The 24,180-nt window shown below is 63.9% G+C and carries 26 protein-coding genes; 15 read left to right on the top strand and 11 right to left on the bottom strand.

Annotated features, from left to right (window positions below):
- Nucleotides 1-1,121 precede the first annotated feature (1,121 nt).
- The 3 genes from JWN03_RS28365 to JWN03_RS28355 all read left to right on the top strand — a co-directional run bounded on the left by JWN03_RS28365 (nucleotide 1,122) and on the right by JWN03_RS28355 (nucleotide 4,083).
- The gene (locus JWN03_RS28365; RefSeq protein ID WP_297621471.1) at nucleotides 1,122-1,739 is read left to right on the top strand and encodes a hypothetical protein; all 618 of its coding nucleotides are present in this window, start codon (nucleotides 1,122-1,124) and stop codon (nucleotides 1,737-1,739) included.
- Between the two features lie 378 nt (nucleotides 1,740-2,117).
- The gene (locus JWN03_RS28360) at nucleotides 2,118-2,882 is read left to right on the top strand and encodes a hypothetical protein (RefSeq protein WP_297621469.1); all 765 of its coding nucleotides are present in this window, start codon (nucleotides 2,118-2,120) and stop codon (nucleotides 2,880-2,882) included.
- A 292-nt stretch (nucleotides 2,883-3,174) separates the two neighbouring features.
- Nucleotides 3,175-4,083, top strand: a complete 909-nt coding sequence (locus JWN03_RS28355) for a DUF6630 family protein (RefSeq protein WP_441343071.1) — start codon at nucleotides 3,175-3,177, stop codon at nucleotides 4,081-4,083.
- 193 nt (nucleotides 4,084-4,276) lie between these two features.
- On the opposite strand, the gene JWN03_RS28350 is transcribed toward JWN03_RS28355, so the two are convergent.
- Nucleotides 4,277-4,780: an HD domain-containing protein gene (locus tag JWN03_RS28350; protein WP_297621465.1), complete on the bottom strand. Its 504-nt coding sequence runs from the start codon at nucleotides 4,778-4,780 to the stop codon at nucleotides 4,277-4,279.
- A 239-nt stretch (nucleotides 4,781-5,019) separates the two neighbouring features.
- Between JWN03_RS28350 and JWN03_RS28345 the strand changes: the two genes are divergently transcribed.
- Complete coding sequence (locus JWN03_RS28345) at nucleotides 5,020-5,760, top strand: hypothetical protein (RefSeq protein WP_297621463.1); 741 nt, start codon at nucleotides 5,020-5,022, stop codon at nucleotides 5,758-5,760.
- Nucleotides 5,761-5,897: 137 nt separating this feature from the next.
- Here JWN03_RS28345 and JWN03_RS28340 read toward each other — a convergent pair whose 3' ends face one another.
- Entirely contained in the window at nucleotides 5,898-6,398 is a 501-nt protein-coding gene (locus tag JWN03_RS28340) for a hypothetical protein (RefSeq protein WP_297621461.1), read from the bottom strand.
- 535 nt (nucleotides 6,399-6,933) lie between these two features.
- Between JWN03_RS28340 and JWN03_RS28335 the strand changes: the two genes are divergently transcribed.
- Nucleotides 6,934-7,914, top strand: a complete 981-nt coding sequence (locus tag JWN03_RS28335; protein WP_297621459.1) for an abortive infection family protein — start codon at nucleotides 6,934-6,936, stop codon at nucleotides 7,912-7,914.
- 240 nt (nucleotides 7,915-8,154) lie between these two features.
- Nucleotides 8,155-8,343: a hypothetical protein gene (locus tag JWN03_RS28330; protein ID WP_297621457.1), complete on the top strand. Its 189-nt coding sequence runs from the start codon at nucleotides 8,155-8,157 to the stop codon at nucleotides 8,341-8,343.
- 125 nt (nucleotides 8,344-8,468) lie between these two features.
- On the opposite strand, the gene JWN03_RS28325 is transcribed toward JWN03_RS28330, so the two are convergent.
- Together JWN03_RS28325 and JWN03_RS28320 are read right to left on the bottom strand one after the other, a co-directional pair.
- Complete coding sequence (locus JWN03_RS28325; RefSeq protein WP_297621455.1) at nucleotides 8,469-9,713, bottom strand: hypothetical protein; 1,245 nt, start codon at nucleotides 9,711-9,713, stop codon at nucleotides 8,469-8,471.
- Nucleotides 9,710-10,144 carry a hypothetical protein gene (locus JWN03_RS28320; RefSeq protein WP_297621453.1) on the bottom strand — a complete coding sequence of 145 codons (435 nt, stop codon included), beginning with the start codon at nucleotides 10,142-10,144 and terminating at the stop codon, nucleotides 9,710-9,712. Before JWN03_RS28320 ends, JWN03_RS28325 begins: the two co-directional genes overlap by 4 nt.
- Before the next feature lie 269 nt (nucleotides 10,145-10,413).
- Here JWN03_RS28320 and JWN03_RS28315 point away from each other — a divergent pair, with 269 nt between their 5' ends.
- Both JWN03_RS28315 and JWN03_RS28310 read left to right on the top strand, forming a co-directional pair.
- A complete protein-coding gene (locus JWN03_RS28315; protein WP_297621451.1) occupies nucleotides 10,414-10,884 on the top strand; it encodes a hypothetical protein in 471 nt (156 codons plus the stop codon).
- 147 nt (nucleotides 10,885-11,031) lie between these two features.
- The gene (locus JWN03_RS28310; RefSeq protein WP_297621448.1) at nucleotides 11,032-11,334 is read left to right on the top strand and encodes a hypothetical protein; all 303 of its coding nucleotides are present in this window, start codon (nucleotides 11,032-11,034) and stop codon (nucleotides 11,332-11,334) included.
- Between the two features lie 309 nt (nucleotides 11,335-11,643).
- On the opposite strand, the gene JWN03_RS28305 is transcribed toward JWN03_RS28310, so the two are convergent.
- The 3 genes from JWN03_RS28305 to JWN03_RS28295 all read right to left on the bottom strand — a co-directional run bounded on the left by JWN03_RS28305 (nucleotide 11,644) and on the right by JWN03_RS28295 (nucleotide 12,951).
- Nucleotides 11,644-11,805 carry a hypothetical protein gene (locus tag JWN03_RS28305; RefSeq protein ID WP_297621446.1) on the bottom strand — a complete coding sequence of 54 codons (162 nt, stop codon included), beginning with the start codon at nucleotides 11,803-11,805 and terminating at the stop codon, nucleotides 11,644-11,646.
- A gap of 399 nt (nucleotides 11,806-12,204) precedes the next feature.
- On the bottom strand, nucleotides 12,205-12,606 hold the full coding sequence (locus JWN03_RS28300; RefSeq protein ID WP_297621444.1) for a VOC family protein: 402 nt from the start codon (nucleotides 12,604-12,606) through the stop codon (nucleotides 12,205-12,207).
- A 6-nt stretch (nucleotides 12,607-12,612) separates the two neighbouring features.
- Nucleotides 12,613-12,951, bottom strand: a complete 339-nt coding sequence (locus JWN03_RS28295; protein ID WP_297621442.1) for a PCC domain-containing protein — start codon at nucleotides 12,949-12,951, stop codon at nucleotides 12,613-12,615.
- 32 nt (nucleotides 12,952-12,983) lie between these two features.
- Between JWN03_RS28295 and JWN03_RS28290 the strand changes: the two genes are divergently transcribed.
- On the top strand, nucleotides 12,984-13,682 hold the full coding sequence (locus JWN03_RS28290) for a GNAT family N-acetyltransferase (RefSeq protein WP_366914482.1): 699 nt from the start codon (nucleotides 12,984-12,986) through the stop codon (nucleotides 13,680-13,682).
- 341 nt (nucleotides 13,683-14,023) lie between these two features.
- Here the strand turns inward: JWN03_RS28290 and JWN03_RS28285 are convergent, their stop codons facing one another.
- Entirely contained in the window at nucleotides 14,024-14,437 is a 414-nt protein-coding gene (locus JWN03_RS28285; protein WP_297621440.1) for a GNAT family N-acetyltransferase, read from the bottom strand.
- On the bottom strand, nucleotides 14,434-15,123 hold the full coding sequence (locus JWN03_RS28280; protein ID WP_297621438.1) for a cysteine hydrolase family protein: 690 nt from the start codon (nucleotides 15,121-15,123) through the stop codon (nucleotides 14,434-14,436). The genes JWN03_RS28285 and JWN03_RS28280 overlap by 4 nt, the downstream gene beginning before the upstream one ends.
- A gap of 452 nt (nucleotides 15,124-15,575) precedes the next feature.
- On the opposite strand from JWN03_RS28280, the gene JWN03_RS28275 reads away from it, so the two are divergent.
- From JWN03_RS28275 to JWN03_RS28260, 4 genes are all read left to right on the top strand, one after another.
- Nucleotides 15,576-15,884 carry a GFA family protein gene (locus tag JWN03_RS28275; protein ID WP_441343070.1) on the top strand — a complete coding sequence of 103 codons (309 nt, stop codon included), beginning with the start codon at nucleotides 15,576-15,578 and terminating at the stop codon, nucleotides 15,882-15,884.
- Between the two features lie 132 nt (nucleotides 15,885-16,016).
- The gene (locus tag JWN03_RS28270; protein WP_297621434.1) at nucleotides 16,017-17,492 is read left to right on the top strand and encodes a HEPN domain-containing protein; all 1,476 of its coding nucleotides are present in this window, start codon (nucleotides 16,017-16,019) and stop codon (nucleotides 17,490-17,492) included.
- A 127-nt stretch (nucleotides 17,493-17,619) separates the two neighbouring features.
- On the top strand, nucleotides 17,620-18,495 hold the full coding sequence (locus JWN03_RS28265) for a hypothetical protein (RefSeq protein ID WP_297621432.1): 876 nt from the start codon (nucleotides 17,620-17,622) through the stop codon (nucleotides 18,493-18,495).
- Between the two features lie 430 nt (nucleotides 18,496-18,925).
- Nucleotides 18,926-19,234, top strand: coding sequence for a hypothetical protein (locus JWN03_RS28260; RefSeq protein ID WP_297621430.1), 309 nt, complete (start codon nucleotides 18,926-18,928; stop codon nucleotides 19,232-19,234).
- Between the two features lie 598 nt (nucleotides 19,235-19,832).
- Here the strand turns inward: JWN03_RS28260 and JWN03_RS28255 are convergent.
- Complete coding sequence (locus JWN03_RS28255; RefSeq protein WP_297621428.1) at nucleotides 19,833-21,215, bottom strand: helix-turn-helix domain-containing protein; 1,383 nt, start codon at nucleotides 21,213-21,215, stop codon at nucleotides 19,833-19,835.
- A 187-nt stretch (nucleotides 21,216-21,402) separates the two neighbouring features.
- Here JWN03_RS28255 and JWN03_RS28250 point away from each other — a divergent pair, with 187 nt between their 5' ends.
- Together JWN03_RS28250 and JWN03_RS28245 are read left to right on the top strand one after the other, a co-directional pair.
- Nucleotides 21,403-22,212: a DapH/DapD/GlmU-related protein gene (locus tag JWN03_RS28250; protein ID WP_297621426.1), complete on the top strand. Its 810-nt coding sequence runs from the start codon at nucleotides 21,403-21,405 to the stop codon at nucleotides 22,210-22,212.
- Nucleotides 22,209-23,429 carry an acyl-CoA dehydrogenase family protein gene (locus tag JWN03_RS28245; protein WP_297621424.1) on the top strand — a complete coding sequence of 407 codons (1,221 nt, stop codon included), beginning with the start codon at nucleotides 22,209-22,211 and terminating at the stop codon, nucleotides 23,427-23,429. The genes JWN03_RS28250 and JWN03_RS28245 overlap by 4 nt, the downstream gene beginning before the upstream one ends.
- 30 nt (nucleotides 23,430-23,459) lie before the next feature.
- Here JWN03_RS28245 and JWN03_RS28240 read toward each other — a convergent pair whose 3' ends face one another.
- Nucleotides 23,460-23,978, bottom strand: a complete 519-nt coding sequence (locus JWN03_RS28240; protein ID WP_297621422.1) for an NUDIX domain-containing protein — start codon at nucleotides 23,976-23,978, stop codon at nucleotides 23,460-23,462.
- Nucleotides 23,979-24,180 lie beyond the last annotated feature (202 nt).

Raw genomic sequence — 24,180 nt, 5'->3', positions numbered from 1 at the left:
GGTATTGCAGTCGCGGCGATCACAGCGTGGCGAATGGAATTCGGCGTCATACTCACCCCGTGAGTACAAAGATTGTGGGCGGAGGTCTCGTTGGCCTCGGAATCGTCTGCTTGGGAGCGAGCATCTGGCTTTTCGTGGATGTTGGACTGAATAGCGCTTCCCAGCTGGCCACCATCTTCAGCCTGATAGTCGGTGTCCTATCACTCGGCGTGGCGAGCTGGGGAGTCGTTCTCACCCGACGAGCCGTCCCGGCTCCAGCTCCACTGCCGCCGACGGCGGGTGACAAGTCAACAGTACTTAACGCCCAAGTCGGAGACGGGGTCAACGTACAGGGCGGACACAACGCGACTTACACGCAACATCTGCCCCCTCCACAACAGCCTGGAGCACCGAACGAGTAGAAAGCTCTGATCCCGCCCAGCTCGAGATGCCGGTGGTCGTGGGCGTCGGAGCGGATCGTCGATCAGTGCTCCCACTCCCCATTTTCGGTAGGGCTGTGCAGATGCAGGCGCGAGACCAGCGCTGCGAGAAGGCGTTCGGCGTCCTCGCTCATTGTTGGCATGCATTCCAGGGCACGCCTCTCCTCGTCTACCAGCTCCGGTTCCTGGCGGAGGTTGTCGACCTTGCCCAACAATCTGTACTTGGGGCATGGTTGCCGCAGCTTCGGGTGAGCGGCATTACCCCGAGTTCACTACCACGCCTTACTTTTTCAGCAACGTGCGGCTATTCCGATGACGGCAATTTGAGTGGCGGATGGGCAATATTCGAACATGTCATATTCGCCCATTCGGAACACGCTGTGCCACAACGATTCTCGCGAACATTGGTCACACGAGCGGTGCGGCTCCGGGTCGCGGCAGATTGGCGCGTTGGGTGGGCGGCGGATGGCCGTGTTTCGGCCCCCGATCAGGGAGAAATTGCGTGCCCGGGTTGTCAGCGTGGCTGGGTGAGAGTCTGGGTGTAACCAGTTTTTGCTGGCGTCGGTCACGAGTCGATGAGGTCACCGCGATTGTCGGGGGGTGTGGATATCGTGTCGGCGAGGTCGACCTGTCGCACCTCGGGACATCCGCCTTCGGTCCACCGGCGGGGAAGCGGTGGATCACCTCAGTCAGGAGTGCTCCATGGGCAAAGAGACCGAAAACGCCACGCAGTCACCGGCAGTCGGCCGCTGGTGGTCTCGGCCGACCAACGAGGTACCCGCGGTGGTGCCGCTCCAAGCGGTGCTCGCGCGCACGGACCACATCGTGATTTCGCTCAACGGGGCCCGGGTCTACAGCCAAGGAGTCGAACTGTGTGTCCACGTTCATGTTCAGGCACCGAGTCCGGTCACGGCCATGTCCGCACTGAGTGTTTGCGGGCCCAGCATGCGAGATCGGTGTCTGTTCGGTGTCGAATTCCCTGACGGCAGCGCCTCGACCAACATCGACAACCAGGCGACGCGACGGACGGCGACGGCGCCCGTGCTCACATCGGGTAGTGGAGGCGGGGGTCCGGCGCACAGCACCTTCACGTTCCAACTCGCCCCGATTCCGCCGGCGGGCCAGATGGCGATCTGGGTCGCGTGGCCGGCGGCCGGGGTTCCCGAGAGCCGCGTCGAGATCGACACCGAGCCGCTGCGGCAGGCGGTCGATCGTGTACAGGTGCTGTGGCCCGAGCAGACAGGCTCCGTGTGGACTCCGACCCCCTCGGAGCGCCCAGAGTTGCCGGCAGGCGGCTGGTTCGCCAAGGTGACCGGCTGACCCATCGCCCGGGAGTGCATCGTGACTCGTCGATCCCGCGAAACCCGTTGTGCTGATTCACTATCAGGACCGACCGAGTACATGCAACATTCGCGGGCTCGACCGAGCGTCGCTCCGGCTCCGTTCGCGCTCTCCCGCAAGTCGATAAGACAGACCATCCGTTGACCGCGGACCGCCACAGCCCGGCAATCTTCGGCGTTCCCGCTCTGGCCGGTTCGGTCAGCGCGATCAGCGGCAGTAGCATGCGTTCGGCCGACACCAGATGGATACTGCTGGTTGATCTTCCGAAGTGCCGCGCTGGCCGTTCCGAACAGCGCGGTATGCGGCAATAGGGTGCATTGGTGCGGGTGTACGCGCTGATCGGGAGGGAGACGCACCATGGCGGCCAGCGTGTCGGCACGGTTGATGAAGATGATCACGGTCAGTCTCAGTGAGCGGTTGGCCGCAGAGGGCTTCGCTCCGTCGGTGCCGCCGGAAGGGCTCACGTCGGCAGAGCCGGGCAAGCGCTATCCGCGCTACCGCAGGGAATGGTTCGCCTCCCCCGAGGACAGCGATACCCAGCTGAGGCGAGTCGTCGAGGCCTACATGCTGCGAGGCAACGGCGGGAGCGTGGGCCTCGAGGGCCGCGCAAGGTTGATGGCAGAACCGGTTGCTCGGATGCGAGCGGAGCTGTCGGCCGAGGCGTTGGAAAGCAATGCCAAGGCGCGGTTGCTGGGATGCCTGGAGTCGGTTCAGTTCGGGTTTTTTCGGCATCCGAGCTACCCGGGGCAGGCGACGGTCTGGATCAGCGTCGAGGGCGATGTGGATTATGGGGTGAACCAGATCATCGACATGATGCGCGGTTCGGTCGTTCAGTGGTTCGAACAGCGTGCGAGTCTGGCGCAGCTTGTGGAGCTGGCTCGCATGCCGAACTTGACGAACCCGGACAGGTCCAATCCGGATCCTGCGCGGTTGCGTGATGTCGTGATATTGGCGTTGTCGCAGGGACAGGCCCAGGAGGCGGTGTCGTTGATGGAGTGGTACCTGCAACGAGACCTGTTCCACAAGTTCGATTCCCTGGAACGGGCGACCGCTTTCGACGCGGAGATGTCGGTTCGTTTCACTGAGTACGCCCGCCTGCGCGGCGGGGGCTCGGTGTCATGAGTGTTCGGGAACACGATTGAATCGACGGCGCGTAGCGGGTTCTGGCTGTCGACGCTCTTCCCCCTCAACTCGGCATGGGCGCGTATCCGGAAGAGCTGTCAGCCAACCAGTTTGGACGGCCGACCAACGCGCGGGTCGCGGCATGACAGCGCGACCTTGTTGATCTTGCCGAGCCCGGCTGCTCTGTCCCTGCTGCGGCCAACGCTTCGGTGGCAACCCTCCGGTCGAGCGTTGTCGGTGAGTGATGCGATCATGCTGAGGCGCAATTGAGTTGCCGGATCGAAGGGTGTCGATGAGTAGCCAGGAATGGGACGCGTTCACGAGAAGTCTTGCGGGAGTGTTGTGCCGGTGTCCCATCTATACCGCTCTGATTCTCAGTTCAGGCGAGAGATTCTTGGATTTCAGCAAGAATGACAGCGCGGGCGGCCACGGCCTCAACGTCCACGTGTGTGATGAGATCGACGACTCGGGGCGGCAGTTCCTTCGCGACCGTGGTTGGTACGCACCGGATTCCGATGACGTCATTTGGCGGTGTTCGATAGAACGGCCTGGCCCGGACGATTATCGCGAGGTCTCAGTGGAAGCGGTGGAGATCTTGCGTGAGGTTTTCGGTGTCGCCTCGCCAATGGATCTGCAGCTGGATGGATGGGTCGAATGTAATGACTGGCAGGTGCCATTCGACCAGTTGCGGGAAGCCTCGTCTGCTTCGATTAGCGGCGACCCGAATCCGCTGCTGACAATCGCCGAGGCGTTGTTGGGCGATCATGAGTGGCTCATCGACACAGTTCGCTACATGCTGCGGGATCCTGCCACCGATCGCGGATTCAGTTCGTGGAGTCGACTGCTCGATTGCCTCGGTGATTGCAGTTACGGCGGGATCGGCGTCTTCGCACAGTTTTGGTGGAAGCAGGACGCGCAAGAAATACGAGAAAGACTGGAACGCTCGATCTTCCTTCCGAGAGACCTGCCTTGGGATTGGTTTCCAGACCTCGTCACGTCCGCGGCCGATTGGCATTCAGGCGACTTCACCGAAGTGTTCCTCAGCCGGGTCGGCGAACACTGCGGCCCCCTGGGGTTCGCGCTGGTCTCCTTTGTCACAGAGGGTGACGACTATGCCGTCACGTTCGTACCCGTTGAGCGGGTGGACCAGCTGAACGAGCTCGTCACTGCGGCGGGTCAGCGAATACACACCATCCCCTGATCGAGTGATGGTGGTGGCGGCGCGTGCGTGTCGCGGTGACGAGCAAGGAGCCGTGTGTCCCGATGGACGACACAGTTGACAGCTCATCGGCAATTGCGGACGTTCCGTTGGCCTCAGATCGACTCAGCCCGTTGATCTTCCCGTATGAGTCACGAGCATAGCTGCGGAGTCCGGTCCGCCGCCGCCTCGATGGCTATCCAGCGATATTGATCGCCTGGTCGAGCCGACTCCACATACGCACGACCGAATCTTCGTCGATGAGGCTGCCACCGAGCCGCGCACGGAATTCCGCGTGTTCGCCCTGGTACATCGACAGCCAGTGGGTGCCCACGCTCGCCTCGACATTGGCGATGCGGTCGGCCAGCTTGAGTATCACCGCCAACGGGTAACGGACGACCTTCCGATACATGTCCTCGTTGCGGTCCATACGGCTGCTGCCTGTTCCGGTGACGGCCCACACGAGTTCGGTGACCGCCAACCCGAAGGTGGATTCGAGTTCCTCCCGGGTGACGTGCGTGTCCTCCAGAACATCATGGAGCCAGGCAGCTACTCCCAGATCCCCGCCGTACCCGAAGTCATCCAGAACCGCACGCACGGCCGCCAGATGACTCGAATACGGCTGCACACCGTATTTCTGATCCCCGTGGGCCACGCCAGCATAACTACGGGCGGTAAGTTCATCGCCACCGGAACTCATACCACTGAATCTACCGGAGGACGCAGTGATTCCACTGCGGCAGTTGGGCATTGGCTTGCAGCCCGCATCGGGACGTCACCGTGTTCGGTGACCCTCTGCCGACTGATCTCAGGGGAGATCGCTTCGGGCCGCGCGGCAGGCGGCTAAGTAGCTCGTGAGGCCGTCGCACACAGGTAGGTGGTCGTCGAACACACGAACAGAATGCCCGATCATCGGCAGTACGGTGCGTTCCGCCGGCCTTGGATGAGCACGGCCAGTTGATCTTCCGCGAGCGCGCGGTGGCCGGTTCGATCAGCGCGGTCAGCGGCATGAGCGGATATCCAGCGGTAGCTCGAATCTCGGTGTCGGTGTTCGGATCTACCATCAACGTCCAGCGAGACGAAGAGTCTCAGCACTGCCACTTCAGGGACGTAATGACAGACCATCTGGATGAAATGTGCGCGAAGATCGAGTTATTGCGCAGTCGGGGCGCGGTCGAAGAACTCGAGCGCCGGCTGGAAGAGGAAGGGGAGTTCGACGAGATGTACGTAGTCTCGCCCTTGGAACTGCCCGCAGGCATCGCGGTGGCCGACCATCTACCAGCAGGTCTGCGGACCCTCTTGGCGCTGACCCAGGCGCCACAGTTCGGCGACTTGGTGTTCCACGGGCACACAGGGTTTCATAGCGAACCGCTGATCGACCACAACGGTGAGATCCTCGATGTCGGCAACACACTGACCATCGGCCGGGTCGAGGACCAGGGCAAGTCGATCGTGATCGACGTCGATACCGAAGCCGTGTTCATCTTCGATTTTCTATACTTCCGCCATGCGTTGGACAGCGGCTTCGTTCTTCGGTGTGAGAGTGTCGCGGAGTTCATCAACACGGTGGCATTGGGCTCTCGATACTGGGATATCCATGGCCCGCACGAAATTCAAAGCGAGGCTTGGTGGTTGATCGACCCCTGGTACATCTATCTTCGGGAGCTTGGCCTGGTCTAAGTCCGAGCTGATCTACACACTCAACTCGGCAGAATAGTGCGTTCAGAACACGCGCCGAAGCATCACAACACACCACCCAGCGACGTCAGTTTTAGCCGATATCAGCAGATCTCGACTGCTCCGTCCGCCTCAGCCTCTCATTCCGAGGCAGGAGCCGGCACCTGCCGAGCCACCGCACGGTACTTCACCGGGATCGGCTTCAAATCCAACTCGGCGCGCACAGCATCGATGAACCCCTCCTGGGCCCGCCCAGCGGGAATCCGGATCCGATACCAGTCCTCGACACCGTGCCGGCGATCCTGAGCCTCGTAGAACAGTTCCGTCACCGCGACATCCATCGCCAAGGCCGCCTCTGCCACCTCCGGTGACCCATGCAGCAACACCGCCACGTACCCGTCATCCCACTCGCTGTCACTGCGGACCTGGGCGACCAGACCGGGAAGGGCCGGATCGGCCGGATCCGCCAAGGCCACCGTGCGGATCCCTTCCACCGTGCGCCGGTACGCCTCAGCCAGGCGCTGATAGCTCGTCACCATCTGGTCCCGACGCCACCGCGCACTCTCCGAACGCACATCCCAGAATCGCCCCACGACAATCCCCAGCGTGGCGGCCACCGCCGCCACCATCGCTGCCGTCATCCCAGCCTCCCCATCCCAGAAGTCACCTGAAGCGCGAATTACGCTGCACTGCATCAGATTGCGCCACCGCGGACACCTTCGGAAGCGGTTCGACAAGGGCACATCCGCCTGGGGCCGTTCGACACCACGCGGGCGCCGCAAAAGCTGGTGCCGACCGATTGCGGTGATCGTCCTCGGTCGAACTCCCGCTACGCGATCAACCGGATCCAATCGGGGCTGGCATGTCAGGGGCCGGCGGTAACGTCAGGACGACGTCTGTTCACCGAGAGCGATGCCGGGGGAGGCAATGTCAATATCGTTGTGGGACAAGTCCACCGGAAAGCCGCCGCACCCCGATCTCGCCCCGGCCCAGATAAACCGGTTCTCGCAATGAGCACGCCGGATCGCCCGTTCCGACTGCCTCCTCGGTGATCCTGTGTCCGCCCGCGGCCGCCCCGCTGCGGAACCGCCCGCGGCGTCCGCCGCCGGCCGTCACGCCCGGAGGCGGTCGGAAACTGCTGGTAAAGCCCAGCACTCGGGTGAAATACTGCCTGCCGTGACCGGAGATCCGTTTGCTGACCCATGGGACAGCGATGACGTCGTCGAGGACGATGACACCGACGCCGAGCCGGCGCTGCCCGATGCCATCCGCCAAGATCTCATCGACCTTCTCAGCGCGGGCCGCACCTGGGCGGGAGACATCGGCGATGTCGCATTCCTGAAGGGGCTCTACGACCTCGACAAGCTCCCCAGCACCGACAACCGCTACAAGTCAGCGCTCGGCGACATCACCTGCCATGTCGGCTTTGCGGACTGGGGCGACGACTGGCCCTTCTACGACGACCGCTTCAAACTCCGGCACGGACCGGCAGATGAGTTCCTGCGATTCATCGAGCGCGCCGTACACCCACGCGTCCAGTACTCGGCGCCCACTGCCCAAGAACTGGTCGACGAGGTCAACCAGGCGCTGGCCGGCAGCGCCTACGAACTGACCGTGGACAAGACCCTCAAAGACGGCCGAGCCGTATATCGCGCCACCACCCGAAACAGCTTCCACGGCCCGCGCCCCGCCGCACTCACCGCCGACCGCGACGTCCAACTCGGCGACCGCAAGGGACTGGACGCGCACCTCAAGCGCATACAAAACGGCCTCATCGACAACGACCCGGAACTGACAATCGGATCCTGCAAAGAACTGATCGAGTCAATCTGCCATCAGGTTCTCGACCAAATCCAGGGCACATCCGGCTCCGCGGAACGTCCCAGGGACCTGCCCAAACTGTTTCGAGTGGCCACCGCCGCGCTCGATGACGAGCTGGTGGTCAACCGCCCGCACGCGAGCGAAGGCGTCCGAAAGATGGTGCAGGGCATGACCACCGTCGTCCAAGGACTGGCCGAGCTGCGCAACGACGCGGGAACCGGACACGGCCGAGCCACCGCGAGCACCGTCGAACGCGTACACGCCGAGCTCGCTCTCAACGCCGCGGTCACAATCTCGGAATTCATCTTCGCGATATGGTCACGCCGGTCATGTTGATTCGCGCTGCGGACCGGTAACCGCGCCCGGGATCCGGACCGCTTCCCACTGTTCACCGGTGCAGAAGCTAGCTCAAATCAGTGCCCACACGGCAGGATTCACAGTCACCTGGCACGAAACCGCAGTGTCCGGCACCTGCGGTCGCAGATATCTCGAAAGTAGCTGCACGGGTGGGCTTGTCGGGCACAATGCCGACAACAGGTTTCGTCCCGCGGTGACGCGGTGATCTGAGGGGGCACGATGAACGAGTCCGCAGTGCGCAGGCTGGCCGATGAAGTACTGACCCGCTACGGCAGCATCGCCGCGTTCGTCGAACACCTGCGAAGCCTTACCGATGCGCCCACGCTCATACTCCCGGCGATCACCGACGCGGTGTCCGAAGTCGGCGGCCGCCACCGGCGCACCGAACCCGCCCTCGGTCGACATTGACCCGCACCGGGCACCGAGCCGATTCCCGGAATTCGGCATACTGCGGAGTCGAGCACACCGGTCCCTCGCTCAGCGGTTCACGATGCCGCCGGAAGCGAACACCGACATGCTCATCACCGGCGCGGTCATTCTCCCGCTGAGCGGCGGACCACACCCTTCCAGAAATTGGGATAGTGACTGGCGTCGAGCTGATCGCCGGACATCAGCACCACCCAGGCCAGCAGTATCGCCGCCGCGGGCACGGCCGCCGCGACACCGACCCCACCGAGGGGAATGGTGACCGTCCACAGCGTCGGGAGTCCGAGCGCCAGCACTTCGACGGGGCCCACCACCCATCGATTGTTCGATTTCTTGAGCTTGACCAGTCGCCCTCCGCGCTGCTGGCGGTCCCGGTTGGTGATGTTCGGGGCGTTGAAGGCCTCGCAGGCCCGGTCGTTTACGTCACTGACGGCGTAGATGCCGCCCAACAACGTGCCGATCGTGAATTCGCTGGCGGCGGCACCATCGCCGACCAACACGTCGACGTCGGCGACCACCCGGTCACGGAAGGCGCCGAGCACCTTCAGCAGCAATCCTCGTGCTCGCCCCAACGCGATCCGCACCAACGCGGTGACCCGTTGAGGCAGGACGTCGATCGCGCGCTCGATCGCCCAGTCGCCGAGCCGCTCGAGCATCTCCCGGACCTTGTCGGTCGCGTCGGGAGCAACGACACCGACCAGCGGTACGGCCGACAGCCCCGCGAACACTCTGCCTATCGCATCGCTCGATTGGGACAGAATCGCGCGAATCGTGAAAGCGATTTCATTGTCGGAGTAAACACTGAACGACTCCTGCTTACTGTCGTCGTCAGTACCGCCACGCAACAGCGCGAGCAGGCGCCCGGCACCGGAGGCGGCCTCCGTCAGGACCGCGTCCTCACCGCCAGGCCAGCCGGGAATGTCCTGCAGCCGAGGGTTGCCCTCGATCCAGTCCAGCGGCTGCGCGAGAGCCAGTTCGCACGTCACCGCCAGATGCAACATGGTCAGCGCGGATTCCGCTGCCTGACACTCCGAGCCGAGCCGAGGCTGCCACCGGCGTTTGAGCTCCAAGGACGCCTGCAGCTCACCAGAGACCGCGAACCATTCCCGAGACGCGGCTTCAACACCAGCGACGGCCTGATCCACACGCAACCCGCTGCCGGGCTCATCACTACGCCGGTCAAAACGCGCATCCTGCACAGCCCCAGCCACACCAGTGATCGCCCGCTCGACCCGGTCGACCAGTGGCAGCAGATCCTCCGGAATCGCCACCCCCCGAGCTAACCAGGAACCCGACTCCCACAGGGAAGGAATCGCTTTGCCAGCGGCACAACGATATTCGATCTTGATCACTCACGAGGACGTGGGTCGGGAAACCGTTCGATGTAGTTGTGGGCGCGCTGCCAAGGGTCGTGGGCGAACTCGCGGCGGCCGCGCATCCAGTACCGGGCGCACAGCTCTTCCAGACTCAAATCGATCGGCCGGGCCTGATAGTCGGGGCCGGGTTCGGCCGCGCGGGAAGTCAGGAGAAGTTCCGGTTCCGGTGTCCATCCGGAGTGATCGAAGGCCCACACCCCGTTCGAGGCGTACACATGGCCGGGGTTTTCAGCACCGGCGGGCCAAAGCCCCATCGCCCCGAATCCGTTGTGGCAGGACAGGAACGCATACGCGAGAACGTGACATGCGCCGGCCGCGAAGAAGTACTGATCGTCCCGGTCCCAGGCAAGGCGTTCGTCGGCCCGCTCGAGGGGAGTCCGCCGGAACACCGCACACGGAACGTACATGCATCGAGTGTATTGCGATGGCGGGGTGACGAATTGGCGAAGCCGGTGGGAACTCGGGTCCGGGTCGGTTCGAAGTGGGACATAGGTCCGTGCGCGATCAACCAGATCCAATCGGGGCCGGCACGTCAGGGGCCGGCAGTAACGTCAGGACGACCTCTGTTCACCGAGAACGATGCGGGAGAAGCAATGTCAATATCGTTGTGGGACAAGTCCACTGGAAAGCCGCCGCACCCCGATCTCGCCCCGGCCCAGATCAACCGGCTCTCGCGATGAGCACACCCGATCGCCCGTTCCGAGTGCCTCACATCCCGCACCTTCCGCCTCAACCCACGACGGTCTCTCGCATCGTCGAGAACGCGGTGCGAGCGGTGCTGGGCCGGCTCGGCAACGAAGTAGCCGACGCGCAGGCCCACCGCGAATCCGGCGGCCGATGGGCGGTCGTGCTCCGACTCGGGCGACGCACGGTGCACGACGGCCGAGGCGAGCTCACCGAACCCGCCGAACTCGTCGTCGCCGCCATCGCCGACGGACGCCTGGCCGAGCTACTGGGCACTCCCGTCGAGGTCCTCGACAACGGTCCGACAGTGACCATCTCGGCCACCATCCCCGGACACCTCGCCCCCGCCGTCCACGCAGCGATCCTCGCAGCAGCCCCGGACGCCACAGTGACCTCACCCCGCCGCTCGACCGAACGCACGCTCACCATCACCACCCCCCAAGCGCCGAAAGACACCGAATAGACCCGCCCCGGTGCGCGCATACGCGACGGTGGACACAGCTTCATCGATCCCCCGGTGATGCGGTCCGACACTGGGCGGGCACCGGCAGGCGGCTGCACACGGATTTCCGACGTCAAGACAGCGCACCAGCATCGGAAGGACCCACCCATGGCCTGGAACTCCGCAGGGCACACCGTGTTCACACCCATAGCCGACATTCTGATCAACAGCGATGCCTCACCCGAGCTCACCACCACCGCTCTCACCGCTCTCATACACCACATGCTCCACGATGACTGGTCCTACGCCGGCGCCCTCACCTGCCTCGACGAATACGCCCACAACCCCGCAGTCGTCGATGCTTTCACCAACAACAACATCCCCCACCCGCGTGACCCCGAGTACGCCGAAATCGTCGCCGCCACCCACAACGCCGTCCCCGACCCAACACCAGGCGACACCGCCACCTGAGAAACCCCACCACCAATCCCAGGTTTTTCCGAACGCTCGCGGTCGCCACCAACCTGACGCGGGAGCAGCGCTGAGTTGTGACTCACAGCGATATGTGGCGGCGTTGGATGTCGCGATTGCCGCCGCGGCGTCGGGTATCGCGGCCGCAGACGCTCATCGGCCGCCGCCACCATCAGCACAGTCTCTTCGTCTCTTCGTCGGGCAGATCGATATCGAGGGGTGAAAAAGTCACCCGGTCCGTTGCCGTGTGGAACGTGTAGACCCCTCACTGACCAGCTACGGGAATAACCGATTGCCTATCTCAGCTTGTCATCCAACCACTGCTGGGGCGCTCGTTCGTCCAAATTCCTGAGGCGAAGCGGGGTCCTCGATCTCACTCACGAGCACATCAGGTTGTGCGTCCACCTCCGGATCGTGGTTACGGGTGCTTTCCTGAGCGCGCAGAACGTCGGCCAGATCATCGTTACTCATGCAGCCGATTCTGAAGCAACAGTGAAGGTTTCGCTGGGCGATCCAAGTTCTCACACCCCCACGCACAGGGGTTCCGCCGACGAGCAGGGCCAAAGACAGTGCTGGGCTTCACGTTTTACGACACCTCATTCGAACCCGAGACAGCCAGTTTCCGGTTCGAGTGTCCGGGTGGTACACCGATCGGTTCACGGACGCTCCCCAATCTGCCTGTGCGGGTACGTGTCCGGGCTGCAGTGACTCCCGACCCGAACACGCAGTGCGCTCGATGATTTCGGTGCCAGCGCCTTCGCGCCCGCTCTACGCTTATCGGGTTGTCCAGGTTTTGCAGAGTCTCCGGCACCGGTGTTCGACCGCATCGATTTCCACCCGCCGGGAGAGCAGCGTCCGAGGTTGCTCGCCTCAGTCCCATTCAGGCCGCTGGGCCAGCACGTCGGGGAATTCGGTTTGCAGGACGCAGAATTCATTCCCCCAGGGATCGTGCAGCACCCAGAAGTCGTAACCACGTTCGCGCTGATGATCCCAGCGCACAGCACCGACCGATTCGAGGCGGCGGACCTCGGCTTCCACGTCGTCAGCCTCGATGTCGAGATGCATCCGCTCCTTGGTCGATTTGATATCAGCGGTCGCTTGCAGCAGCACCCGTATCTCGTTGTCCGGCAACCGTAAGCGGCGGTAGACATGGCGACTCGACGGATTGACCGGCTCCTCGACCGCGCCGAGAACCGCACTCCAAAACCTGGTCGCCTCGTCCAAATCGGTGACGTCGATGACGAAGTGACACAGTCGACTACGGTGACCCATGGCCGATCATGTCTGGGCGAGCGGGATCACGTACGCGCGAGCGAACCAGGTTCCGATGATTGCCGAGCGCACATGGCCTGCGACGGCACGGTCGCCTTGGATGGCGAAGGTGGCGTGTACATGGACCTTGCCGTCGCGGATTTCTCCAGCGCCGTGCATCTCGCCCGGAATGCGATAGGTCGACACGATGTCCTCGGTCGCGTCGTGCGCGGGCATCGTCGAGACTGTGAACTCGTCCACTCCCCCGATCAGCGAAACAATCGCTCCGTGTCGGATTCCGGCGGAATTCGCTTGCCGTTCAATGGACTCGACCATTTCACCTGACTCGATCGCGAACATCAGCATGGCGGGCACGCTAGCACCGCGACCGAGCAACCGTGGCCTCCTTCGACCGACCTCCCACGCTCGACCGCCGCCTCGCGAAGAAACGTCTCGTGGTCAGCGTGCCGTCGAAACACGCCGCCGCCGAGGCCGACCAGCTCTCCTTATTCGCTCGACACGGTCAGCACCCGCGCCTAGGGTCTGCGAGAGTGTTGGTGACAAACGGATCAGGTGGATCATCGGCTGATCGAGTGTGTCTGCGTCCGGCGCGCGCATCCGACGAACAGATCCTTCGTACCACGCACCGGGCGATGGCCCGCGACGACGGCTTCGACTTCGCGCTCGGACTCACGGCCGCGATGTCATGGCCGGAATATCTTGCCGCTCTGGAGAACTACCGGCACGGCATCAACCTTCCCGCGGGGATCGTCCCCGCGACGTTTCTCCTGGCAACCGTCGCCGACGTAATCGTTGGGCGCGCCTCGATCCGCCACACCCTCAACGACTACCTGCGCCAACGCGGCGGGCACATCGGCTACGCGGTGCTGCCCGAGCACCGGCGCCGCGGCTACGGAACCCAGATCCTGCGCCGATCGATACCAATTGCCCAGCAACTGGGCATCGGTGACATCCTTATCAGCTGCGACGAAACCAACACCGGCTCACGACGCATCATCGAATCCTGTGCGGGCCAACTCGAATCGAGACTCACCTGGAGCGACGGCACCCGCATTCTCCGATACTGGATCACGTGATCACCCCGGGCCCCCGCACCGCGGCGAGTAGTCGGCAGCGGGAAGCGAAGAGCCCCACCAGGAATAGCGATGTACTCGCGGGGCTCTTCTGGGTAATCGGCCCGGTCGCATCCGTGTTGGTGACTTGATCCAGTCCGACTCGGATCCTACGGCAGAACTGGGGACTCACGTGCGTGGCCGGCCGAACAGGAACGGCACGAGAACCACCAGACTGAATAGCGTGCACCGCATCTGAAGCCCGCCGACATCCTTTCCAGGACACGGGGCGGGGTGACCTCCCGCCAGATTCTGTGGCGGCTCGCCCGGTGATCCGAAAGCATCAAGCGACTGGGCTCAGCGCGTCAGCGACGGGAATCGACGGGTGGCAGTCGAAGGTAGCGGCCGCTGGGCTGGAAGGTCAAGTTGGTGTAATAGCCGACGACAGCGTCATCGGCAACCACACCGAGGTGGACGATCTCTCGCCCCCGTGCCCATTCGACGAGCCTTTCCACGATCTTCCGGCCAACGCCCCGGCGCTGACACTGTTGCGCCACAACCACATCCACAATGGTCGCGTACAGCTCGTTGTCACCGACAACGCGACCCATGCCGATCGTCTTGTCGTCGCATAATGCAACGACCCCGAACAGCGACCGTGCCAGCGCTGCTTCGCTTTTCGCCGACTCGGGAACTGTCCACCCAACCGAGGAGCGAAGCGCCCGATACTCCTCAGCGCTCGCGATCCGTTCCTGGACAACAAGCCCTTGGCCGATCACCGGGGCACCACTTCGAGTACGGTCTCGTCCCAGTATTCCGGGTTTCGCCCGTAGTTCGGCGTGGTGAAAGCCCGATTCCACTGCGCGCCTTCGGCAATGAGTTCCTGCCACGGAGCCACCTCGACGTAGAGGACACGCATCGAGTTGAGCGCACCGTAGTGCAGGTCCGGCCCGTCGGTGCTGACCGCGTTCTCGGCGACGGCTACGTCGTAGTTGCGTTCCAGCGCAGCACGCACTGTCGCTTCGATACAGACGTTCGTCTGCAACCCCGCGACGAGAAGCCGCTGAACACCGAGGCTTCGCAGGACCGGATCGAGTTCGGTGTAGGCGAAGAAGCTGTGCCGGGTCTTCTCGAGCACCAGATCCCCAGGCACGGGAGCAACACCGTCGATGATTTCACTTCGCCATTCCTGTTGTGCGGCTGTCGATTCAGGCAATGTTGATGTCCGTGACAGCATGTGCCGCGCTGCGCGTGGATTAGCGGCCAAGCTACCTGCTGGGCTCGTGACCTGTCGTGAGTAGACGATCGGAATGCCGGCTGCCCGAGCTGCGGTCAGCAGGTCAGCGCACTCACCGAGGACTTCGTCCAAGCGCCATATCGGTGGCCAGCCCAGAACATCCCGAATGCCGTCCTCGGCGATATAGCCGTTCTGCACATCGATCATCAATACCGCGAGCTCTGACACGGGCACCTCCCACCTCTGACCGGATACCCACATAATCGATCGAATTCTGGCCGTACACAGCAGAATCGACGAAAAGGGACTACCGGACCACAAGCTGATGACACCAGCAGGCCACAGACTTCGCCTCCGCGCCTTGGTGCCTTACACACGCCCCTTTCCCGGGTATCTGCGACACGATGGATCAGTCCAGAGATGCCGACGACCCCCGCTGCGGCTCGGGTCAGTCTACGCGGGTCCTGGCCTAGCTGAACCACAACTAGGATCGACGACGTCTGAGGCGAGAAGCACCCCGGCCGAGAGCGCCAAATGATCTCGCTGACGGCTGTCACCGAGGCATTCGACATTTCCCGGCTCAGTACCGACTCCGTGAAAGGGTATGTGCAGCATGCGCTCTGGCGGCTGCTTGTGACAACATCCGGTACCAAGCATCAGGCCAGCTGTCGTTCGTCCACTTGTGTAGCTGTGATCATTGCCAACGGCTGTCCGGTAGCCCCGTCATGTCGTGGCTCCACTGCCCCCGCGAATGCTTCGAATGGACCGGGCCGGGCGGAGAACCGGTCTGGTACAACACCGTCCCAGACTCCCAGCGCGGGTTCTGCGGTGTCTGCGGAAGTTCGGTGGCCGCCCAGGACGACGGTGACGCCGAATTGGTCGGCGTCACCCTGATGAGCCTCGATGATCACACCGGCTTGGTGCCCGAGCGGCAGAGCTTCCGCCCCAACGCTGTCCCGTGGCTTCCGATCGTCGGCGCTCAGGACTGACACGCGCGAGAAGTTCGGATCGCCAGGGCGGTCGGATTCACCAGGCACGGTGACTGGGTGCGTCTCCGTAACAGTTTCGGTCAGCTGTTCGACACCACGGCCAGAAGGTACTCACGCCCACCGAGGAGTTCGTTGAACGAGTTCGAGTCGACCGCCAAGGCGTTCGTAACAGTCTGCTTCGAAAGATTGCGAGCAGAAGGAGCGATCCCGACATCTACCTCCCATCGCCATCTCCAGGCCGGCCTCGACTTTGAAATCTCCCCAATCGAGACGCTTCCGGAGTATGCGCGGCTCGCGGAGTCGGTGATTTCGGCGGCGCCTGACGCCATCCGCGATAGCTACCAGGGTTCCGGCGGGCCGGAATTCGCGGCCTCGCTACTGCTGACGAGTTTTCTTGAGTTGTGCGTGCACGAGTGTTCTTACGAGAACACTTACGATCCGAACGGTCCGCAAGTGGCTGCTGCCATCGCGCAGTTGATCCAGGTGGTGTCCGGAGAGCCCTACGACATGGTGCTGGCACGCCACGTCTCTCATCTCGTGCCGGATTCAGGGCGTGAGATCGAGATCAACGGTGTCACCATCGTTCCCGACGGGCGCACACATATGACGCTGCGCATCAGGAAGGAAATACCTGACGCCGATCATGCCTGGAAACGACGCCTCTCCAAGCCCTATCGGCCCCCGCACGCCTTGTTGATCGTCCGCGAGCAGATCTCCGGTGTCGATTACTTCGGCGTTGGTAGCCTGGCGCAGACGCTGGACCGGTTCCAACTCGGCGTCTGCCTTCTGACCGGAGCCAACGTGCAAGGCACGTATCAGGTATTCGGACCGAGCTGCAAAATTGCCGCCCAACCGGCCTCGCTTAACCTTCTGGCCCGGAACAGCGACGTTACGACGACGCGGCGAACGGCACGACTCGACGGAACGGAAGGCCCAGCGATCACCGCCCTGACCGCGCTGGTCGCGGAGGCCGAGTCAAAGACCGGCGGTCCGGATATCTGGCTTAGCTCTTTCCGGGAAGCACTCAAGAAGTTCGTGAACTTCGACGACACAACAGGATTCGGCGAACAGATCGTAGATCTCGCCACCTCATTGGAGGGGCTGGTACTCGGGACGAACGAGGGAGAGGGCTTGACGCTTCGGTTGTGCACCCGTGTTACCGCGCTGCTTGCGCACGACGACGACCCCGCCGCAGCGCTTTTCGAGGATCTGAAGCAGCTCTATGGCCTGAGATCGAGCATCGTCCACGGTGGAGAAGTATCGGTGAAGTCCCTGAACGGGAAGCTGCGAGTGATGGAGTGCGTGCCCAGCGAGAAGGACGAGGAGAACACCCTGGTTCGGCTTGGGTACGCCGTCGACAGGCTGCGAGATATCGTGCGGCGCACCGTCCTTGCCCGCATTTGCTTGGCCAGCGGAGAACAGCCTCCCTGGCCGTTCAAGGAAAAGGGCAAAGAGGGCACAGTCAAGGTCGACGCCGAACTGTCCGATGACGCCACCCGGGCGATCTGGCGGGCCTACTGGCGCGACATGCTGGAGTCACTGGGCGCTGGCGTCGCGGCCGCGAGGTCTAAACCTCCGGTGTTCTCCCTCACCGCCGACGACCGCTGAGCATTACCTCGTCGATTCCGCGGCATGCAGCTATCCATCCGGCGCCGCCCGCTCTTGGAGACGTAGCGGGCCACGGCGCGAGTGTCCCTGTTCATGGTCGTCGTGCGTCTTCGTGGTGTCGAGGGCTGTGAACAGCGACAACGCGTACCGTGCAGGTGTGTCTTCAATCGGTGACGGGCAGTGGGCCGTCGATGTCTGTCGTGAACGTGTGCGCCGGGCCAGCGAGATCAGGGCCGAGATCGGGGCCGAATGGGCCAGACACCTGACCGACCATCCGCGCCGGTTCGACGTCGTTCGGGGAGACACGGACACATCGTGGACCTTCGTGGTCGAAACGCTGACTCCGATGCCGGTTCGACTCAGCGCCCTGTTCGGGGAATGGCTGTATGAACTGCGCGCCGCGCTCGATGGAATCGTGTACTACCTCGCAGTGCGAGATAGCGGCCAGAATCCGCCGCCGGCCGAGCGTGGCATCTTCTTTCCTGTATTCACCGACCCGGCGAAGTACGACGACACGAACCACCGCGGGCGGATGAAGGCGCTGTCCGATGAGTCATTCGCGTTGCTTCGGCAGGTACAGCCCTTCAATGCGCAGCCCGACCATGGCTCGAACGTGTTGTGGTGGCTCGAAGAACTCGCCCGGATCGACCGCCACAGACAAGGCCACGCACTCGCTCCCCACATCGAAAAGATCAAGATCGGACACCGGAAGCCGCTACAGCCCGTGGGCGGCATCCTCGCCGAGGCACACAAGCTGATCCCGATCGACGAGTCGGTACCGACACCGATCTTGAACCTGGAGAGCCCTGCAGGCTGGGAGGCACAGCAGGTCCGGGACCACCTGGACATCACGGAAGCCATCACCAGCCGCCTCGATGTGACCGAGTGGGTTCGCAATTCGACAGCGCCTATGAAGTCGCTGGAGCTGAGCCAGAGGATGGTCCGATGTGAGCAGTTCGTACTGGAAGTTGTTATCAACCCACTTGCAACGGGCAACATATAGCTTCACACCGATACCCGAGCAGTGGCGGCGATCAGCGCCGGAGTCGCTGTAGCGGCGGGCGCTGGACAGCTCCCCCGGCGGAGGCCCAGCGATCGGTCCGACACCGAGACGATAAGGACAGAGCCGTGCGGCACGGGGCCGGGCTTGTCAGACCCTCAAGGCACAGTGCTTCATCAGATGACGATGTCCCGGCAGCCGCGCGGCTGCCGCAGCAAGAGGGCCCTTCGCGACCTATCTGCGCGAACTGCGGAACTAGTGCTCCACGCACGCGCGGGGATGAGCCCAAGGGTGGCAGGAAAGTTAAGTAGAACGACATGAGCATCCTCACCATCGCCCTGATCTTCTCGCTCTGCTGGCCCTGGGGGTCGCCGGAGTCGCCGGATCCATCAACGCGGCGCTGTCCCGGCACGAGGGCGAAGCCTGGACCGCGGTGACCGCCACGGACAGTGCGATGGTGTTGAAAACTGACGGCTTCCTCCCTGGGTGGGATGCCGATCAGAAGGCGGACAGTCTGCTCTTCGCGGTCAACGAGTTGCACCATGACTTCGAGCGACTTCAGGAAGGGATCGCCGACGCTGTTCGGGTGCCCCGGTTCACACAGCAAGACGCCGACACTGCCGTCACGGATGCGCTGGCCGACCTCAAATCCGACCTCGATGTCCAGGCCGTAAAAGATCTCTCCGTCGCGATCCTCGGAGTCGCGATCACCGCAGCGGGCGTCATCTTCGGTTTGGTCTAGTACGCGGCAACCATCGAGTATGGGAGTTCTCGATAGCTGAGTACCGCCCTCACGGCGCTTGAACAGGGTGAGTTCGGGTTTCGCTCACGGAAATGCGGCCGGAATCGGCGCAGTGACCTGAAGGTGGCTGAGCGTTTTCCGAACAGGCGCAGATCGAGAATGGGCGGGAGAAGCATTCGGCCTAATCGCACAGGAAGGGCCGCAGGACATCCTGCGGCCTTCCTGGGCTGGCGTACTCGGTGTCACTGTCAGGTTCGCGGAGGAAGCATCTGCTCCGCGGGCGCCCGACCTCGCCGTAGACCCGCACTCGCCGCCGTACCCGGCCGCGTCCGCGCCCGCGCCGGAACGCCGGAACACGGTGGCGCGCGGGCCGGTTCTCGTGGTCGTCACAGTGGCCCTGCTCCATCTGGGCGTGTGTATCGGCATCGCTGCGGCCACCGGCCGATGGGCCGAGGTACTGGGCACACTCACCGTCAGCGGCGTCTTCTACGCGATCTTCGGATGGCTCGCGGTGGTCGTCAGCAATCAAGTCCGATTCGGCACCCTAGGCGATTTCGGCGAGAAAGAGCCCGTGTGTTTGGTGTATCCATACTTCGAATCATCGTGCTGCGCCTTTGGTTCCGGTGCGAAGAGCGAATGCCTGCACGCCGGGCAGGGACGTGGCCGCAGGGTCGCGCAGCAGACTGCGGGTGATGTGCTGTATTTGCTTGCGGTAACGGACTTCGTCCGGGGAGGTTTGCTCGGCAGCCAGCAACGCGCGATAGCACGCTTCGGGCTTGCCCCATTGGTGAAATGCGCGGGCGACATCGGACCAGTACTGCGCTCGCCTCTCTCTTGACGCGATGGTGGCCGGGTTGATCTGTCGGGCGACTTCGATGGCTGTGCCGGAGTCGCCGAGGACTCTGGCGATGCTGATCCGGTACAACCCGACCGTCGTTGAGCTGAATCCCGTGCGAGAGCTGTTCGCGTCGTTGTCGAGTCTGGTTGCGGCTTCGATGGCCTCGCCGATGAGGGTGTGGGCGGTGGCGCGGTCGCCGTCGACGGCAGCGGTGTAGGCCGCGGTGGACAGGAGTGATCCGTAGACCGATAAGTATTGGGGTCCACGGTGCAGATTGGACTGCAGGGATGCCGCGGTGTCGACTACCAGGCGTGTGCCGGTGTCGGCGTGACCGGTGCGGCGCAGAACGATGGCCCAGGCCCGGTGTGCGGCGGCCTGGGTCAGCGTGTCTCCGCTGATGTGAGCGGCCTGCATCGCACGGTCAGCGGTGGTCCATGCGAGTTGGTTGTGGGCGAATTTGACGGTCACTGTGGATGCCAGGACGTAGATCTGCGCGAGCACGGCGTTGGTTGCGCCGATGTCGTCGCCGCTGTCGGCTGCGGCGACCGTGGCCAGGGCGTTGCATAGCAAGTTCGGGAGGTCGGCGGCGACATCGGCGTAGCGGCCGAGGTCGAAGGACGACCGCACGGCGGCCAGATCGTGCCCGAGTCTCGGTAGTCCGACAGGGTTTCCGGTCGAGGGTGGCACCAGTAGGACGTGCTCCAGTCCGGTCAAGGGGTTGCCGATGGCCGAGGGCAGCGCGGAAGTGCCGAGGGTCGCGGCGCCGGCCAGGCCGGTCAGTCCTGTCAGCAGCGTGCGACGACGCATAGGCTCGCTCTCCTCGTCCGGCGCTGAGATGACGCCGACGATAGCGGCGGGACGGCGCGGCCGCACCGTTTGCGGTGGAGTGTTGGCCAATCCGAGCAGATGAGGCGGGATATCCAGGGCGTCAGCGAGGCTGCGCAGCACACGAACGTCGCCGAGGTGCTGTTTGCCGCGCTCGAGTCGTGACAGCGAAGAGATCGAGTAACTACAGAGTTCGGCAAGTTCAGCGAGGGTGAGATTGGTGGCCCGCCGGACCGCGCGAACGACCGCGCCGTAGTCGCCGGATTCGGCAGCGGTGCGGACGGCGGGGGTGTTCCAGATCGCGCGGGCCTGATCCATGCCCGTGTTCCTCGTTCAGGCCGGGAAATAGAGCGTATCCGCCCGATCATCCACCGCGCCAGCCGATTTGCATACCCCGCAAAGAGTTGCCGTGCCGTGCAAAACAGATGGTCAGAGGCCGCGATCGGGCGTGTTCTGGAAATATCGCGGCAGCCCACCCATTTCCTGCCGCGGTGGAGGTACAGCGATGACAATTCCTGCGAAACCCTCACCGGCGTCGAGTATATCGACCACCGGGCGGGAGCTGACCGTAGCCGAACTCGACCGAGCCGGATTACTGTACGCCGATGAGAGCGTGCAGATCAGCCGGTTCGCTGTGTTCATCCCGGCCGACGAACTGGGTGTCCTGCACCCGGTGGTGATCCAGCGCCACGCCGTGATCGGTGCCTTCGCGGTCGTGCACGGAGGGGCCACCGTTTCCGAAAACGCTCGTGTCGAGGAACACTCCGTCGTCGGTAAGCCCGAGCACGGATACGCGGTCGGACAGATCTACCCGGGCAACGGCAGCGCCACCGTGATCGGTCCCGGCGCGGTGATCCGTTGCGGCGCAGTCGTGTACGCGGACGTTCACGTCGGGGCGAACACGGTGATCGGGCACTATTCGCTGTTGCGCAGCGGCGTGCAGGTGGGCTCGGACACCGTGCTCGGCCATCACCTCTGTGTGGAGCGCGCTACCCGCATCGGCCGGGAGGTGAGATGCTCTCCCGGCTCGCACATCACAAGCGCCACGTTGGTGGCAGATCGGGTCTTCCTCGGTGCCGGCGTGCGCACGATCAACGACAAGACGCTGACCTGGCGCGACCCACACCGCCAGCCGACGTTGCTCGCGCCCCGGTTCGACACCGGCGCCAAGATCGGCAGCAGTTCGGTGATCCTGGCCGGAATCACGATCGGCGAACACGCCCTGATCGGAGCGGGTTCCCTTGTCACACACGATATCCCAGCCGGTGCCATGGCCTACGGCCACCCCGCACGGGTGCAGGGGGAGGCACCGTGAGCACCATCGGACTTCAGGAGGCGGTCGGCACCTGGCTGGAACCGCTTGCGCCGGTGCTCGACACCGCGAACAGGATCGACTGGCGGCGGCTGCGGACGCTGGCCAGCGCATTGGGCGACGTTCTGGAAACCTGCCGGATTGAGCCGGAGCTGTCCCCTGGACCAGAGCGCAGCCGCCGGTTGCAGGCCGTGCGTGCGGCGCTTGCAGAGCGAGGTGCGCTCGACACCGCCGATCAACCGGCGTTGTTCGCGCTGCTGGCGCAGTTCGTGTGCGGCTACCGCGACATCGACCTACGCGACGCCACCGGCCTCGGACACGGAGCCCTCATCGAACGCCACGCGGGCCCGGTAGCCCGTCAGCGGTGGCTTCCACGCTTGCTCGCCGGCGAGCTGGCCGGAATCGCGATGACCGAACCGCACGGCGGATCCAACCCGGCGGGCACCCGCACCAGCGCCACGCCCTTGCCCGATGGCACCTGGCAAGTCACCGGACGCAAGACCTGGATCAGCCGACTGACCGAAGCAGCGGTGTTCGTGGTGTTCTTCCGTGCCCCGGACGGACAGTTGGCCGCCGCCGCGGTCGACGCTAGCGAACCGGGGCTGCACCGGCAGATGATCTCCCCGGCCGGGCTGGCCGGGTGGACGTGGGGCATCCTCGATCTCGACACCGTACCGGTCCGGCCCGACGATGTGCTGAGGGGTGAGGGGATGGCGTTGTTGCGCAAGCACTTCGCCAGCTACCGGCCACTGGTCACCGCCACCGCCCTGGGCGGTGCCGCCGCAGTGTTCGATACCGTGACAACAGCTCTCACCGCCCGGCAGACGGCGAACGGGACGTTCCGATTGCGGGACTCGACGCTCATGACGGTCGGCCGCACGCATACCCAAATTGTCACCGCACTACTCGGAGCCGTAGTCGCTTCGCGGCTCGAGGAGAGCGGGCATCCTCACGCCGAACGATGGGGTGCGGCAACGAAAGCACACGGTGTCGACGTAGCCAACCAGGCTGCCGGCGAGCTGGTGCTGTTAGTGGGTGCGGCGGGGTTCCGAGCCGACGGCCACCTGGCCAAGATCCGCCATGACCTGAACGGGTTGCTCTACGCCGACGGCATCCACGACAGCCTCTACCGCGCGGCAGGCAAACAACACATAACCCACCCGAACACCATGGCAGCGCCGCCATTACGAGCCCTGGAAGCACTGCATACCCCGGCATGATCACATCGAGCCAACCAGGCGGCGCACCGGTCAGGCGATGCGCCGCCCCTGCTCGCACAACGCAGTCACACCTTCACGCGCAGCCGTGAGCGCCGCGGAGAGGCGATCCGCGAGCAACGGCTTCACCCGCGCCCCGGCTTGCTCCAAGGTATGGAACGAGGCGGAAAGAATCTCACCGTCGCGCAATACCAGCGAGGCCGTCTCGTCCTCGGCCAGGACACCGCCGTCGAAGACGAACACCACGCCCTCGGGACGGCTGTCTTGCGGGCGGACGTAGTCCACAACCAGCAACCTGCCCACCGCTAGGTGCCGGCCCAACTCCTCGATCACCTCGCGTTGCGCTGTTGCCCAGGGAGCCTCATCCGCTTCGATGGCACCCCCGGGGATCTCCCAGTTCGGTTTGTAGGACGGCTCGACCAACAGCACCCGCTCGGCCGGGTCGCGGAACAAAACCCCGGCTGCCATGCGCTTGCGTGCCAACCCGGCCACATACTGCTCGACAGGCAGCACATCGGTAGCGGCGGAATTCCCCGAACTCGATGTCGTCACCCGCGACACCCTAGCGGCCAGGCAGGGGCGATGTCTGCACTGCATGCATGCATGCTTTGGGCTCCCGACGATCCTTAGTGCCTGTGAACAAACTGATCGCGTAGGAGTTCCAGCGCTCTGATCTGCGGAAATCTATGGGGCACTGTTGTTGTGGTCGCTGGCGGCTTATCGTCGGAGCGGGGGCCCGGTCCGGTGGAGGCGG

It is taken from the genome of Nocardia sp., assembly GCF_025465275.1.
Lineage (GTDB): Bacteria > Actinomycetota > Actinomycetes > Mycobacteriales > Mycobacteriaceae > Nocardia.
This window is presented reverse-complemented; position numbering and strand designations above follow the sequence as displayed.